The sequence below is a fragment of the Streptosporangium sp. NPDC051023 genome, from assembly GCF_040689595.1.
Lineage (GTDB): Bacteria > Actinomycetota > Actinomycetes > Streptosporangiales > Streptosporangiaceae > Streptosporangium.
This window is the reverse complement of sequence record NZ_JBFBCE010000010.1, coordinates 38,160-51,330: the sequence shown is the minus strand read 5'-3', so window position 1 is coordinate 51,330 and position 13,171 is coordinate 38,160. Positions and strand designations below refer to the sequence as shown.

The 13,171-nt window shown below is 71.3% G+C and carries 11 protein-coding genes; 6 read left to right on the top strand and 5 right to left on the bottom strand.

What is annotated here, in order from left to right; genetic code table 11:
* Nucleotide 1: 1 nt before the first annotated feature.
* The 3 genes from AB0395_RS09030 to AB0395_RS09020 are packed head-to-tail and all read right to left on the bottom strand — an operon-like array spanning nt 2 to nt 3,093.
* Nucleotides 2-1,045 (bottom strand): ABC transporter substrate-binding protein, encoded by a 1,044-nt coding sequence (locus AB0395_RS09030; protein ID WP_366278487.1) that lies wholly within the window; start codon nt 1,043-1,045, stop codon nt 2-4.
* A gap of 27 nt (nt 1,046-1,072) precedes the next feature.
* Complete coding sequence (locus AB0395_RS09025) at nt 1,073-2,014, bottom strand: ABC transporter permease (RefSeq protein WP_366278485.1); 942 nt, start codon at nt 2,012-2,014, stop codon at nt 1,073-1,075.
* Nucleotides 2,011-3,093: an LLM class flavin-dependent oxidoreductase gene (locus tag AB0395_RS09020; RefSeq protein WP_366278483.1), complete on the bottom strand. Its 1,083-nt coding sequence runs from the start codon at nt 3,091-3,093 to the stop codon at nt 2,011-2,013. The genes AB0395_RS09025 and AB0395_RS09020 overlap by 4 nt, the downstream gene beginning before the upstream one ends.
* Before the next feature lie 321 nt (nt 3,094-3,414).
* On the opposite strand from AB0395_RS09020, the gene AB0395_RS09015 reads away from it, so the two are divergent.
* Together AB0395_RS09015 and AB0395_RS09010 are read left to right on the top strand one after the other, a co-directional pair.
* On the top strand, nt 3,415-4,365 hold the full coding sequence (locus AB0395_RS09015; protein WP_366278482.1) for a beta-propeller fold lactonase family protein: 951 nt from the start codon (nt 3,415-3,417) through the stop codon (nt 4,363-4,365).
* 69 nt (nt 4,366-4,434) lie between these two features.
* Nucleotides 4,435-6,171, top strand: a complete 1,737-nt coding sequence (locus tag AB0395_RS09010; protein ID WP_366278480.1) for a N,N-dimethylformamidase beta subunit family domain-containing protein — start codon at nt 4,435-4,437, stop codon at nt 6,169-6,171.
* A gap of 24 nt (nt 6,172-6,195) precedes the next feature.
* Here AB0395_RS09010 and glpK read toward each other — a convergent pair whose 3' ends face one another.
* Nucleotides 6,196-7,665, bottom strand: coding sequence for a glycerol kinase GlpK (gene glpK / locus AB0395_RS09005; RefSeq protein ID WP_366278478.1), 1,470 nt, complete (start codon nt 7,663-7,665; stop codon nt 6,196-6,198).
* A gap of 143 nt (nt 7,666-7,808) precedes the next feature.
* Between glpK and AB0395_RS09000 the strand changes: the two genes are divergently transcribed.
* Nucleotides 7,809-8,834, top strand: coding sequence for a 6-phosphofructokinase (locus AB0395_RS09000; protein WP_366278476.1), 1,026 nt, complete (start codon nt 7,809-7,811; stop codon nt 8,832-8,834).
* 212 nt (nt 8,835-9,046) lie between these two features.
* Here the strand turns inward: AB0395_RS09000 and AB0395_RS08995 are convergent, their stop codons facing one another.
* Nucleotides 9,047-9,895 carry an MHYT domain-containing protein gene (locus AB0395_RS08995; protein ID WP_366278474.1) on the bottom strand — a complete coding sequence of 283 codons (849 nt, stop codon included), beginning with the start codon at nt 9,893-9,895 and terminating at the stop codon, nt 9,047-9,049.
* Between the two features lie 149 nt (nt 9,896-10,044).
* Here AB0395_RS08995 and AB0395_RS08990 point away from each other — a divergent pair, with 149 nt between their 5' ends.
* From AB0395_RS08990 to thiI, 3 genes are all read left to right on the top strand, one after another.
* On the top strand, nt 10,045-11,172 hold the full coding sequence (locus tag AB0395_RS08990; protein WP_366278472.1) for a DUF5931 domain-containing protein: 1,128 nt from the start codon (nt 10,045-10,047) through the stop codon (nt 11,170-11,172).
* 18 nt (nt 11,173-11,190) lie between these two features.
* Entirely contained in the window at nt 11,191-11,820 is a 630-nt protein-coding gene (locus tag AB0395_RS08985) for a response regulator transcription factor (protein WP_366278687.1), read from the top strand.
* Nucleotides 11,821-11,968: 148 nt separating this feature from the next.
* Nucleotides 11,969-13,171 (top strand): tRNA uracil 4-sulfurtransferase ThiI, encoded by a 1,203-nt coding sequence (gene thiI / locus AB0395_RS08980; protein WP_366278470.1) that lies wholly within the window; start codon nt 11,969-11,971, stop codon nt 13,169-13,171.

The following is a 13,171-nucleotide window of genomic DNA, read 5'->3' as shown; positions in this document are numbered from 1 at the left end:
CTCAGCCGCCCGCGAACGCGTCGGTGAGTTCCTTGGTGGCCAGGCCCTTCTGGAACACGCTCAGCTCGGGCACCGCGTCCACCTTCTGCTGGGTCTTGAGGAACTCGGCCGCGCTGTGCAGGTTCTCGGCCAGCTTGCCCGGGGCCGACGGCGTGCCGAGGTACTCGGCCGAGCGCTGCTCTGTGGCGTCGAGCAGCACGAGCTGCCCGAGCTGGCGAGCCGCCTCCGTGGGGTCCAGGTTGAGCTGGCGGCCGATCGCCGCCGCCGCCGTGGCCTTGTCGCTCCTGGCGAGCTTGACCGCGCGGTCCTGCTGCTGGAGCCAGACCTGCAGCGCTTTGGGGTATTTCTGGGCGAACTCATCGCGCACCACCGCGAGGTCGGCGGTGAGCTTGCCGCGCTGGGCCAGCTCCCTGCTGGTCACCAGCGTCTTGCCGCCGTTCTTCTGCAGCTCGGCCAGGTTGGGCGTCCAGACGTACGCGGCGTCGATGTCGCCGCGCTGCCAGGCGGCCTGGATGTCCGGCGGCTCCATGTCGAGGATCTTCACGCTGGACTCGGACAGCCCCGCCTCGGCCAGCGCGGCGAGCAGGCTGTAGTGCGAGGTCGAGCTGAACGGCGTGGCGATGCGCTTGCCCGCCAGACCCTTGACGTCGGTCACATCGCCGCGCGCGACCAGCGCCTCGTTGTCCCCGATCACGTCGAAGATCCACGGGACCTTGTAGGGGATGTTCAGCGGGGCGGAGAGGCCGCGGGTGACCGGGCTGCTGCCCGCGAGGCCGATGTCGAGCGAACCGGCGATGATGGCGGTGTTGACGTCGCCGCCCGAGTCGAACTTGCTCCAGGTGATCTTGGTGTTCGGCAGGGCCGCCTCAAGCCACTTCTGGTCCTTGACGATCAGGTCGCCGTTCGGGATGAGCTGGTAGCCGATGCGTAGTGTCGCGGGGGAGCCGTCCGCCGCAGGCTTGGCCTCCTGGGCGCCGGACCCGCACGCGGTCAGCGTCAGGGCGGCGGCCAGGGCCAGCGGGAGCAGCAGGGTCGTGCGTTTCATGGGGGTGCTCTCTCTCGGGACTTTCTTTCACGTACGGCCGCGCCACGGCACGAGGCGGCGGTCGAGTGTCTGCAACAGGAAATCGATGAGCAGGCCGGACAGGCCGATGACGAGGATGCCGAGCACCACGACGTCGGTCTGGTTGTAGCGCTGGGCGTCGCGGACCATGCCGCCGATCCCGGGCACGCCGTTCACGGTCTCCGCGGCGACCACCGTGGTGTAGGCGACGCCGACGGCGACCCGGACGCCCGTGATGATCTCGGGCAGCGCGCTTGGCAGGACCACCCTGAGCGGCAGCTCGTGCCGTCTGGCGCCGAGCGAGCGGGCCGCGTTCAGGTAGTCCTCGTGCACGCTCCGCACCGCGTCCGCGGTCGCGACCGCGACGGGCGGCAGCGCGGCGAGCAGCAGGAGCCAGATCTTGGGCTCCTCGTCGATGCCGAACCAGATCACCAGGAGGCTGAGGTAGGCCAGTGGCGGGAGGGTCCGCACGAACGTCACCAGCGGGCCGAGTAGCGCCCGCAGGGTGGGGACCATGCCGATCAGCAGGCCCAGGACGATGCCGCCCGTCACGCCGTACAGGCAGCCGAGGAGGATGCGGCGCAGGCTGGTGAGCAGGTGCTCCTGGAGGGTGTAACCGCTCACGCCCTCGGTGGTCGTCCGCAGGAACTGCTCCCACACGGCCAGCGGTTCCGGCACGAAGACCGGCGGCCAGATCCGTGCCATCGCCGCGACCTGCCAGATCGCGACCAGCGCGACGATCGCTCCGGCCCGCAGGGCCAGGGCCCGCCAGAGGCCGCGAACGGCGGGAACCGGGCCCGCGCCGGGCACGCCGCCCTGGGCAACGGCGCCGCCCTGGGCAACGGCGCCGCCCTGGGCAACGGCGCCGCCCTGGGTAACGGCGCTGTGGGCGACGGCGCTGTCCTGGGCGGCGCCCGGAGTGCCGCCGGTCGGGCTGCCGAGCGCGCTCACGACGCGAGCGCGGGAGTGGCCAGCCGCGGGAGGACGAAGTCGCCGACCCGCCAGGCCTCCTCCAGGTGCGGCCAGCCGGACAGGATGAACTCGGACAGACCGAGCTCGGCGTACTCGCGGATGCGCTCGGAGACCTCTGCGTAGCTGCCGACCAGAGCTGTGCCGGCACCTTCGCGGACCAGTCCCACCCCCGCCCAGAGGTTGGGTGATATCTCGAGCGCATCCGCGGAGCCCCCGTGAAGCCCGGCCATACGGCCCTGGCCCACGGAGTCCATCCGGGCGAATCGCGCCTGGGCGGCGGCGATCCGCTCGGGGTCCATGCCGTCGAGCAGGCGCAGGGCGTGTGCCCAGGCCTCCTCGGCGGTGTCGCGGGCGATGACGTGCAGCCTGATGCCGAAGCGCAGGTCGCGTCCCGCCTCGGCGGCGAGCCGCCGCATCCGGCCGATCCGTTCGGCGATCATCGCCGGAGGCTCGCCCCACATCAGGTACACATCCGCCCCGGCGGCGGCCACCCGCTCTGCGGCGGGGGAGGCCCCGCCGAAGTAGATCTCCGGGATGTCTGTGAGCGGCGTTGCCAGGCCGCCTCCGGAGACCCGGTAGTGGGCGCCCTCGTGGTCGAACGGCTCGCCGGTCCAGGTGCGGCGGAGCACGGTCAGGAACTCCTCGGTGCGCGCGTAGCGGGCGTCGTGGTCCAGGAAGTCGCCGTAGGCGCGCTGCTCCTGGGGGTCGCCGCCGGTCACCACGTTGAGCAGCAGTCGTCCGCCGCTGATCTCCTGGAAGGTCTGCGCCTGCTGGGCGAGCAGGGTCGGCAGGGTGAACCCGGGCCTGAAGGCCACCAGCAGCCTGAGCCGCTCGGTCCGCGCGGCGATGGCGCTGCAGGCGACCAGCGGGTCGGGGCAGCCCGCCCCGACCGGGGTCAGCACGGCGTCGAAGCCGGAGGCCTCGGCGGCCCCGGCCACCTGGGTCAGGTAGTCGAGCGTCGCCGGACGGGTCGCCGCGGCTCCCGCCGCGACCGTGGTCGTGGCGGGCCTGACGTGATGGCCGTCGCCCGTGGTCGGGAGAAACCAGTGGAACCGCATCTTCGCCGCCTCATGCAGTGGGGGTGCTCCGATATTAATCCCATAATACCTATCTACAAAGAAGGAATTACGTCGGGGGGTACGGCCCCGGCACGCGGAGCGCGGTGCGGGCCGGGTGGTGCGCGACGGGCGGGACCACGCCGGGGGAGACCGGAGGGGGATCGGAGGGAGGGGGACCGGAGGAGGGGCGGAGGAGGAGGGGCCGGGCTCGCGAAAAGATCGGGTGCCCAGGGGGCGAGTGACTGCGCTAAGTTCGCAGATTGGTCGAGAACGGATGACAATCTTCGGGCGGCAGGGCCGTCCGCCAGTGACGGGAGCATGATGGCTGAGGTCGCGTACATCGGCGGATACACCCCGGACACGGGGGGATCCGGCACGGGGATCACCGTGGTCGAGCTGGGGAGCCTCACGCGGCTCGGGGCGACGCCCGCCTCGGGGCCCTCCTTCCTCGCGGCCCATCCCCGGCTCCCGATCCTGTACGCGGCCGGGGAGAGCGAACGCGGCACGGTCGGCGTCTTCGCCGTCGGCGGCGGCGCCCCCGTGCCCATGGCCCAGCGCCCGAGCGGCGGGTCGTTCCCCTGCCACCTGGCCGTCGACCCGTCGGGCACGCTGCTCGCGGTGACCAACTACGGTGACGGCACGGTAAGCGTGCACCGGATCGACGACTCGGGTCTCCTGACCGACGTGTGGACCTTCCCCTACCGGGACGGCGCCCACGCCCATCAGGCCGTCTTCGGGCCCGACGGTGTGCTGTATGTGACGGACCTGGGCGCCGACGAGGTCCGCCGTTACCTGGTGGACGGCGGCGAGGGCCGGGTGTTGCCGCATCCGGAGGGCCCGGTACGGCTCGCGCCCGGCATGGGCCCCCGGCACATGGCCCGCTCGGCCGACCGCTGGTACGTGGCGGGGGAGCTGGACGGTACCGTCCGCGCCTACGACGACGGCTGGCACGAGGTCGGGGCCGTCGCCGCCAGCGCCGCGGCGGGCAGGAACCATCCCTCGCACCTGGAGGTCTCGAACGGCTTCGTCTACGTCGCCAACCGGGGACCGGACACCGTCTCCGTGCTCTCCTCGCTCACCCTGGCCCCGGTCGCCGAGGTCACCTGCGGCGGGGCCTGGCCGAGGCACTTCGCCATCGCCGACGACCGGATGTACGTGGCCAACCAGCGTTCCGACGGCATCGCCGTACTGGCCATGAGGGACGGGATCCCGCAGCCGGGCTCGGCGGTGTTCGCCGTCGGCACCCCCTCGTGCGTGCTGCCGCTGCCCTGAGGCCAAGAACCGGCCAAGTCCCCGGTCGGGTTCCCGGCGGATGACATCCGGCGCGTTCATGCTGATGTCATGTTTCGAGCGTTCACTCATCTGGCGACCACGGTGGCCCTGGCCGCGGCGGTCGCCGGGTGTGCTCCCGCGACCGGCACCGTGGGCGACACCGTAGGCGACAAGGTCGGCGACGCCCTCAGGGGCGTCGGCAGGAGCTCAGGACCGGCCGTCGCGGCCCCCTCTCCCGCGTCCTCCCCCACCCCGGGGACCTCGCAGGCTCCGGCGGAGGGCACAGGGCCGACCGCGGGCCCGGAAACGGCGGAGAACGTCACCGTGGCCGAGAACGCCAAGCAGGGCGACCCCCTCTGGCGGGCCAACCACCAAGGCGGCGAGCACGAGATCGAGGGTTTCGCCGACCGGGTGAGCGTGCTGCCCGGAGAGGCGTTCCACCTCCGCGTCTCGACCACGGCCGACCGGTACACCGCGACCGCCTTCAGAATGGGCTGGTACGGCGGAGCCGGTGCCAGGAAGGTCTGGGAGTCGGAGAAGCTGCCGGGGACGAAGCAGGCGCCGCCCAGGACGATCGCCGCGACCCGCACGGTCACCGCCGCCCACTGGAAGCCGGGCCCGGCCGTGGACACCACGGGCTGGCCTGAGGGCTCCTACCTGATCCGGCTCGAGGCCACCACCGGAGCCAGGCGCTTCGTCCCGCTCACCGTCAGGTCGGCCTCGACCGAGGGGCGGCTGGTCGTGGTCAACGGGGTGACCACCTGGCAGGCGTACAACCTCTGGGGCGGACGCAGCCTCTATCTGGGGCCCGGTGGCTTCGAGGACAGGTCGACGGCCGTCAGCTTCGACCGCCCCTACGACACCTCGGGCGCCAGGCTCTTCCTCGATCTGGAACGCGCCGCGATCGAGGTCGCCGAGCACAGCGGCGTCCCGCTGGCCTACATCACGAACCTGGAGCTCGAGAGCGACCCGCACATCCTCGACGGCGCCAGGGGGCTGGTCTCCCTCGGCCACGACGAGTACTGGTCGGTGCGCATGCGCCGTACCGTGGAGGCCGCGCGCGGCCGGGGCGTCAACCTCGCCTTCCTCGGCGCGAACGCCGTCTACTGGCGGATCCGCTTCGCCTCGACGCCGCTGGGCCCCAACCGCCTCGTCGTCTGCCACAAGGACGGCAGGCTGGACCCGAGCACCGACCGATGGCGGGTGAGCGAGCCGGAGAGCTCGCTGACCGGCCCGATGTACAACTGCTTCCCCGCGGAGGCGGCCTATGTGGTCCACAGCCCGGACAGCTGGATCTTCGAGGGGACCGGCGTACGGCGCGGCACGTCCTTCCCCGGGCTGGCGGGTGTGGAGACCGACGAGGTCCTGTCCGGTATGCCGCTGCCACGCCCGATGGAGGTCCTGTCGGTCTCCCCGGTCGACTGCAGCGGCAGGCCGACCACCGCGCACAGCGCCTACTACACCGCGCCGAGCGGCGCGGGTGTGTTCAGCACGGGCACGATGCGCTGGGTCTGCGCGATGCGGGGCTCGGACTGCGGTCACGGTGTTACCGACCGGACCGCGCTCTTCGTCCGCGCGGCCACGATGAACGTCCTGCGGGCCTTCGCCACGGGCCCGGCCGGGCGTGAGCACCCGGCCAGGGACAACCTCGCCTCCCTCGGTCTGGGCAGCCCGCGCCGCGTCATCCCCGGTGACCGCCTCCAGGGCCGCTCGTCCGGTCATGTCCGGAGCCGGGCGGGACGGCACGCCTGGAACCGCCCGGCGGGACATCATCGCGACCGCGCCGCCCGGGGAAGGAGATGGTGACCCTCCAGATCCAGGGGGCGGGATCTAGGCCCAGGAACGGGCGCGGTCGACGGCCTTGAGCCAGCGGGCGTAGGCCTCCTCGTCCCGCTCGCCGGGCTCGAAGCGCCGCTCCAGGCTCCAGGTCTTGCGCAGTTCGTCGGGGGAGGACCAGACGCCGGTGCCGAGCCCGGCGAGGAAGGCCGCTCCCAGCGCGGTGGTCTCCTGGACCGCGGGCCGTTCGACCGGGGCGCCGAGTTGGTCGGCCTGAATCTGCATGAGCAGGTCGTTGCCGCTGGCTCCGCCGTCCGCCTTCAGCGCGGGCACCCGCAGGCCCGCGGTGCCCGTCATGACCTCGACGACGTCGCGCACCTCGAACGCGATCGCCTCGAGCGTCGCCCTGGCCAGGTGGGCGCCGGTGGTGCCCCGGGTGATGCCGAGGATCGTGCCGCGGGCGTCCGGGTCCCAGTGCGGCGCGCCGAGACCGGTCAGCGCGGGCACGAAGACCACGCCGCCGCTGTCGGGGACCGTGCGGGCCAGCGCCTCGGACTCCGGCGCGGTGCGGATCAGCCCCAGCCCGTCACGGAGCCACTGCACGGCGGCGCCGGTGACGAAGATCGAGCCCTCCAGGGCGTAGGTGACCTCCCCGGAGGGGGTCTGCCACGCCACGGTCGTCAGCAGTCCCGCCTCAGAGCGCACCGGCTCGGTCCCGGTGTTGATCAGGACGAACGACCCCGTGCCGTAGGTGCACTTGACGTCGCCGGGGGAGAAACACGCCTGGCCGAACAGCGCGGCCTGCTGGTCACCGGCCATGCCGCCGATCGGCAGGTCGAGGCCGAGGAAGGCGGCAGGGTCCGTCCTGCCGATCTCCCCATGGTTCGGCACGATCTCCGGCAGGGCCGCCCTCGGCACCCCGAACAGCTCGCACAGCTCCGCCGACCACCCCTTCGCCTCCAGGTCGTACAGCAGCGTGCGGGAGGCGTTCGAGGCGTCGGTCACGTGCCGCGCGCCGCCGGTCAGCCGCGCGACCAGATAGGAGTCGACGGTGCCCACGACGGCGTCGCCCGAGGTCACCGCCGACCAGCAGCGGGGGTCGTTCTCGCCAAGCCAGGTGAGCTTGGTCGCGGTGAAGTACGGGTCCAGCCTCAGTCCGGTCAGCGCGGCCACCCTGGGCTCGTGTCCCGCCTCCCGCAGTCTCGCGCAGATCCCCGAGGTGCGGCGGTCCTGCCAGACGATCGCGGGACGGGGCGCGGCGAGGGTGGCCGAATCCCACACGACGGCCGTCTCGCGCTGGTTGGTGATCCCCACGCAGGACGGCGCGGTGCCCGCCCCGTCCAGCGCGGTACGGCAGGCGGCGAGCGTCGCCTGCCAGATTTCCTCGGGAACGTGTTCGACCCAGCCCGGTTCGGGAAAGTACTGGGCGAACTCCTGGTAACCCCTGGAGTCGATCCGGCCGTCCTCGGTCACGACAAGCGCGGTGACCCCGGTCGTCCCGGCGTCGATGGCGAGAACCGACATATGAGAGACTCCTCCATTTTGGTCTAGACCATTGGCCTGGTCTGAGGGCAGAATGCGTTGCGTCGGCGTCCGAAATCCCTCGCCGGCCGCGTCACCCCATTTAGTCTGGCCGTCTTGCCTCGGAACCACCACCGGAGGATGCCATGCGTATTGGAGTGCTAACCGGGGGCGGCGACTGCCCCGGCCTGAACGCCGTTATCCGCGCCGTCGTGCGCAAGGGCGTGGGCGTCTACGGTCACGAGTTCGTCGGATTCCGCGACGGCTGGCGCGGGCCGCTCGAGGGCGAGACCATGCCGCTCGACATCCAGGCGGTGCGAGGCATCCTGCCGCGCGGCGGAACGATCCTGGGCTCCTCCCGGACCAATCCGATCAAGATCGACGGCGGTGTCGAGAGGATCAAGGAGAACCTGGCCGCCACCGGGGTCGACGCGCTGATCGCCATCGGCGGGGAGGACACCCTCGGCGTCGCCAAGCAGCTCTTCGACAAGGACGTGAACGTCGTCGGCGTGCCGAAGACGATCGACAACGACCTCAACGCGACCGACTACACCTTCGGCTTCGACACCGCCGTCAACATCGCGACCGAGGCGATCGACCGGCTCCACACCACCGCCGAGTCCCATCATCGCGCCCTCATCTGCGAGGTCATGGGCCGCCACGCGGGCTGGATCGCCCTGCACGCCGGCATGGCGGGCGGCGCGAACGTCATCCTCATCCCGGAGAAGCCCTTCGACATCGACCGGGTCTGCGCCTACGTGGAGTCCCGGTTCAAGACCCGTTACGCGCCGATCATCGTGGTCGCGGAGGGGGCGCACCCGATCGAGGGCCAGATGGCCCTGCAGGCGGGCGAGCTCGACTCCTTCGGGCACGTCCGCCTCGGCGGCATCGGCGAGATGCTCGCCAAGGAGATCGAGAAGCGGACCGGCAAGGAGGCCCGCACCACCGTCCTCGGCCACATCCAGCGCGGCGGCACGCCCACGGCCTTCGACCGGGTGCTCGCGACCCGCTTCGGCCTGCACGCCATCGACGCCGTGCATGAGGGGCGTTTCGGCACCATGGTCGCGCTGCAGGGGACGGACGTGGTCACCGTCGGTCTCGATGAGGCGACCAAGGAGCTCAAGACCGTGCCGGTCGGCCGCTACGAGGAGGCCGAGGTCTTCTTCGGCTGACCTCCGGTGCCCGACGGCTCGGTGCCGGTCCCGGGCGCCGCCGGGCGGGGAGGTTTCGTGCCGGGGGCCTGCCGGTGCGGCCCCTATCGTCTTGCAAGCGTTCTGCAACCCCCCGGCCATAACGTCGGGTCATGGGTCGGAAGCGATCCGTGACCCCCTCCATGTGCGGCTTGCGCCTCGCAGAAGCGGCCCACCCGGGCGCAAGCCGTACATTATTTCTCTTTGGCGTCGAACAGGGAGGGCCGCCGCTGGGCCTCCGCGGGCGGCGAGGCCGAGACGGGCGGCCCGACCGGCGTGCCCGCCGCGCCGGACTGTGCGGCGCGGCGGTTCTCCAGACGGGCCAGCAGCTCGGCGTCCACGCGCATCTCCTGCTCTGAGGGCGACAGGATGACGGCCAGCAGCATGCCCAGCGTCAGCAGGCTGACCACCGCCAGTATCGGCAGCATGAAGTCGAGGCCCCGCGCGCCGTCGACGGGTGTCAGGGAGACGCGGGGGCGCACCTCCATCGCGAACATGCCGACGTAGTGCATGCCGCAGACCGCGACCGCCATGATGAGGGCCGCGCCTCCCATGGCGAGCACTCCGCTCGCCCGCAGGCTGAACCAGAGCGCCACGGTCGAGGCGGCGATCGCGATGACGACCGAGAGCACGATCAGTGTCGTGTCGTAGTGGACGGTCGCCGACATGTTCATCGCGAACACTCCGAGGTAGTGCATCCCGGCCACCCCGAGGCCGGTGACCGTGCCGCTGAGCAGGAGCCAGCCGAACCTCTCGCCTCTGAAGGAGACCATGAGGAGGCCGGCTCCGACGACGACCACCGCCAGCAGCATGGAGGCGGTGGTCAGGAGCACGTCGTAGCGGATCGGGTTGCCGCCGATGGTGAAGCCCGTCATGGCGACGAAGTGCATGACCCAGATGCCGGTGCCACCGATGGACAGCGCGCCGCCGACCAGCCAGCGCACCCGTGCCTGGCCTGTCGTCACCCGCGCTTTCGCGGTGAGCGACAGACCCAGCATGCACCCGATGGCCGAAACGAGATAGGCCAGAACAGGGGTGAGCAAGCCATACGAAAAGTGGTCTACGTGGGACATGTTCCAATTTCTGAGTTAGTGGGTGATTTGTTGGATTATGGCAGCTTGTCGTGGTTGGAGGGAAAAAAAGACTGTTACGCGTGGGGTGGGAGTGTCATGCATGACGGTAAAGTCGGGGCGTGACGGGGATCGAGGGTCCGTTCTGGCGGGTCATCGCGGTTTTCCGCGTCGCGTCCCTGGTGTACGCAGCCGTCCTGCTGCTCCGCGCGGGCGGGTACGCCCATCCGGCGACCGGCTGGCTGGTGATCGGCTTCATGGCGCTGTGGACGGCGGCCATGATCTTCGCCTACTCCTACCGGGAGTTCCGCGGCTGGCCGCTGCTTGTCGCCGACATGCTCGTGACGCTCGGCTGCCTGCTGGCGACCCCGCTGGTGCAGGGCGCCTACCAGCCGGGCAGTCTGCCGATCACCGGCACCTGGATGGGCGGCGCCGTGCTGGCATGGGGCGTGTACGGCGGCCGCCGGGTCGGCGCCGTCGCCGCCCTGATCGTCTCGCTGGCCGACCTGTGGCTGCACGACCTGCGCGGGCCGGGCGTCCAGTTCGAGACCCTGCCGATCAACGGCACCGTCCTGCTCTTCCTCGCGGGAGTGCTGGTCGGGCACGTCGCCCGGCTCGCGAGACAGGCGGAGACGCGCCTGCAGCGGGCGATCGAGATCGAGGCCGCGGGGCGGGAACGCGACAGGATCGCCAGGGACATCCACGACTCGGTGCTCCAGGTGCTGGCCCTGGTCCAGCGCCGGGGCCAGGAGATCGGCGGTGAGGCGGCGGAGCTGGGCAGGCTCGCGGGCGAGCAGGAGGCCGCGCTGCGTGAGCTGGTCAGACTCCGCCCCGAGCCGCCCTCCGCGGGCGACGCCGACCTGCGCACCCTGCTCCAGGTGTACGGCTCGGCCTCGGTCACCGTCTCGGTCCCCGCGACCCCGCTGACGCTGCCCGCCGCCGCCGCGGGAGAGATGGCCGCCGCGGTCGGCGCCGCCCTGGACAACGTGGCCAGGCACTGCGGCCCGCACGCCCCCGCCTGGGTCTTCGCCGAGAGCGACGGCGGCGTGATCACCGTCACCGTCAGGGACGAGGGGCCGGGCATCCCCGAAGGGCGCCTTGAGGAGGCCGCCGCGACCGGGCGGCTCGGCGTCGCCCAGTCCATCAAGGGCCGCATCGCGGACCTGGGCGGCACAGTCACGGTTCTGTCCGCCCAGGGAGAGGGCACCGAGATCGAGATGTCCGTTCCGGCGCCCCGGGCCGCTGACTAGGCTTGGCGGATGCGCGTGATGGTGGTTGACGACCACCCGATGTGGCGGGACGGCGTGGCCAGGGACCTGGCGGAGGCGGGATACGAGGTCGTGGCGGCGGTCGGCGAGGGCGGGCAGGCCCTCAGGGTCGCCGTCGCGGTCAGGCCGGAGTTGGTCGTCCTGGATCTGCGGCTGCCCGACCTGTCCGGGGTCGAGGTGGCCAGGCGGCTGGCCGCCTGTGAGCCACAGCCCCGGGTGCTGGTGTTGTCGGCCAGCGGCGAGCAGGAGGACGTGCTGGAGGCGGTCAAGGCCGGCGCCTCCGGATATCTGCTGAAGTCGGCGAGCAAGGCGGAGTTCCTCGACGCGGTCAGGCGCACCGCGGAGGGTGACGCGGTCTTCACCCCCGGCCTCGCCGGGCTCGTGCTGGGGGAGTACCGCAGGCTGGCGGCCCAGCAGACCCCGGCGGACGGCCCCCGCCTGACCGAGCGGGAGACGGAGGTGCTCCGTCTGGTCGCCAAGGGCCTGTCCTACCGGCACATCGCCGAGCGCCTGGTCCTCTCCCACAGGACCGTGCAGAACCACGTCCAGAACACGCTGAACAAGCTCCAGCTCCACAACCGCGTCGAGCTCGTCCGATACGCCATCGAGCGAGGCCTGGACGAGTCATAGGGCCGACTAAAGTGACAAGGTCCGGCATTGTCTTTGCGCGCCCGCGCGCGACACTTGGCGTTGTGGCGTGTTCTGTGGGTCTTCGCCGTAACGACGGCGGTGCCGCACGCCCCATGTTCCCCCTCGAAGCTCCACCGGAGGTTGCACCATGACCATGTCCGCCTTGGGCGAGCCCTGCGTTCTGCTCAAACTGGGCGAGGTCGTCCTCAAGGGAAACAACCGCGAGCTCTTCGAACGCAGACTGCAGGCCAACATCAAGGCCGCAGTCAAGGACCTGGACTTCAAGGTTGACCTGCGGCAGCGTCACGGCGTCATCGCGCTCTTCCTGCCCGAGGGTTCCGGCGTCGAGCGCGCGGACGCGGTCGCCGAGCGCGTCGGCCACGTTCCCGGCCTGGTCTGGATCCACCGGGCGTGGCGGGTCGAGAAGGACCCCTCGGCGGTCACCAAGGCCGCGATCGAGCTGCTCGCCGACCGGGAGGACGTCAAGCGCGGCGTCTCCTTCGCGGTCCGCTCGCGCCGCCGCGACAAGCGTTTCCCGCTGACCTCGATGCAGCTCGACCGCTCCGTCGGCGGCGAGCTCAACGACATCTACGGCCTGCCGGTCAACCTGAAGAACCCCGAGCTGGTGGTCTCCATCGAGGTCGACCGCGACGAGGTCTTCGTCTTCACCGGAGGGCAGCCGGGCCAGGGCGGCCTGCCGGTCGGCACCAGCGGCAGGGGCCTGGTGCTGATGTCCGGCGGCATCGACTCCCCGGTGGCCGCCTACCGGATGATGCGCCGCGGCCTGCGGGTCGACTTCCTGCACTTCTCCGGCATCCCGTTCACCACGTCGGAGTCGATCTACAAGGCCTACGCCCTGGTCAGGGCGCTGGACAAGTTCCAGGGCAGGTCCCGCCTCTGGGTCGTCCCCTTCGGCAAGGCCCAGCAGTCCATCAAGGCCTCCGGCCAGGAGCGGCTCGCGGTCATCTCCCAGCGGCGCCTGATGCTCAAGACCGCCGAGGAGGTCGCTCGCCGCCTCAGGGCCGGGGCGCTGATCACCGGTGACTCCCTGGGTCAGGTCTCCTCCCAGACCCTGCAGAACATCACCGCCCAGGACGACGCGGTCGACCTGCCGATCCTGCGCCCGCTCATCGGCCTCGACAAGACCGAGATCATGGCGGAGGCCCGCCGCATCGGCACCCTGGAGATCTCCGAGCTCCCCGACGAGGACTGCTGCACCCTCCTGGCCCCCCGCAGGGCGGAGACCGCCGCGAAGATCGCCGACCTGAAGCAGATCGAGAGGCGCCTCGACGCCGAGGAGCTGGCCGTACAGCTCGCCGGATCCCTCCAGGAGTACAAGCTGGAGGGCTGA

What these genes read in the sequence shown, in the direction of transcription:
- thiI (WP_366278470.1), top strand. Translation starts at nt 11,969, where the DNA reads ATGACCATGTCCGCCTTGGGCGAGCCCTGCGTTCTGCTCAAACTGGGC.
- AB0395_RS09020 (WP_366278483.1), bottom strand. Translation starts at nt 3,093, where the DNA reads ATGCGGTTCCACTGGTTTCTCCCGACCACGGGCGACGGCCATCACGTC.
- AB0395_RS08985 (WP_366278687.1), top strand. Translation starts at nt 11,191, where the DNA reads ATGGTGGTTGACGACCACCCGATGTGGCGGGACGGCGTGGCCAGGGAC.
- AB0395_RS09030 (WP_366278487.1), bottom strand. Translation starts at nt 1,045, where the DNA reads ATGAAACGCACGACCCTGCTGCTCCCGCTGGCCCTGGCCGCCGCCCTG.
- AB0395_RS09000 (WP_366278476.1), top strand. Translation starts at nt 7,809, where the DNA reads ATGCGTATTGGAGTGCTAACCGGGGGCGGCGACTGCCCCGGCCTGAAC.
- glpK (WP_366278478.1), bottom strand. Translation starts at nt 7,665, where the DNA reads ATGTCGGTTCTCGCCATCGACGCCGGGACGACCGGGGTCACCGCGCTT.
- AB0395_RS09010 (WP_366278480.1), top strand. Translation starts at nt 4,435, where the DNA reads ATGTTTCGAGCGTTCACTCATCTGGCGACCACGGTGGCCCTGGCCGCG.
- AB0395_RS09015 (WP_366278482.1), top strand. Translation starts at nt 3,415, where the DNA reads ATGGCTGAGGTCGCGTACATCGGCGGATACACCCCGGACACGGGGGGA.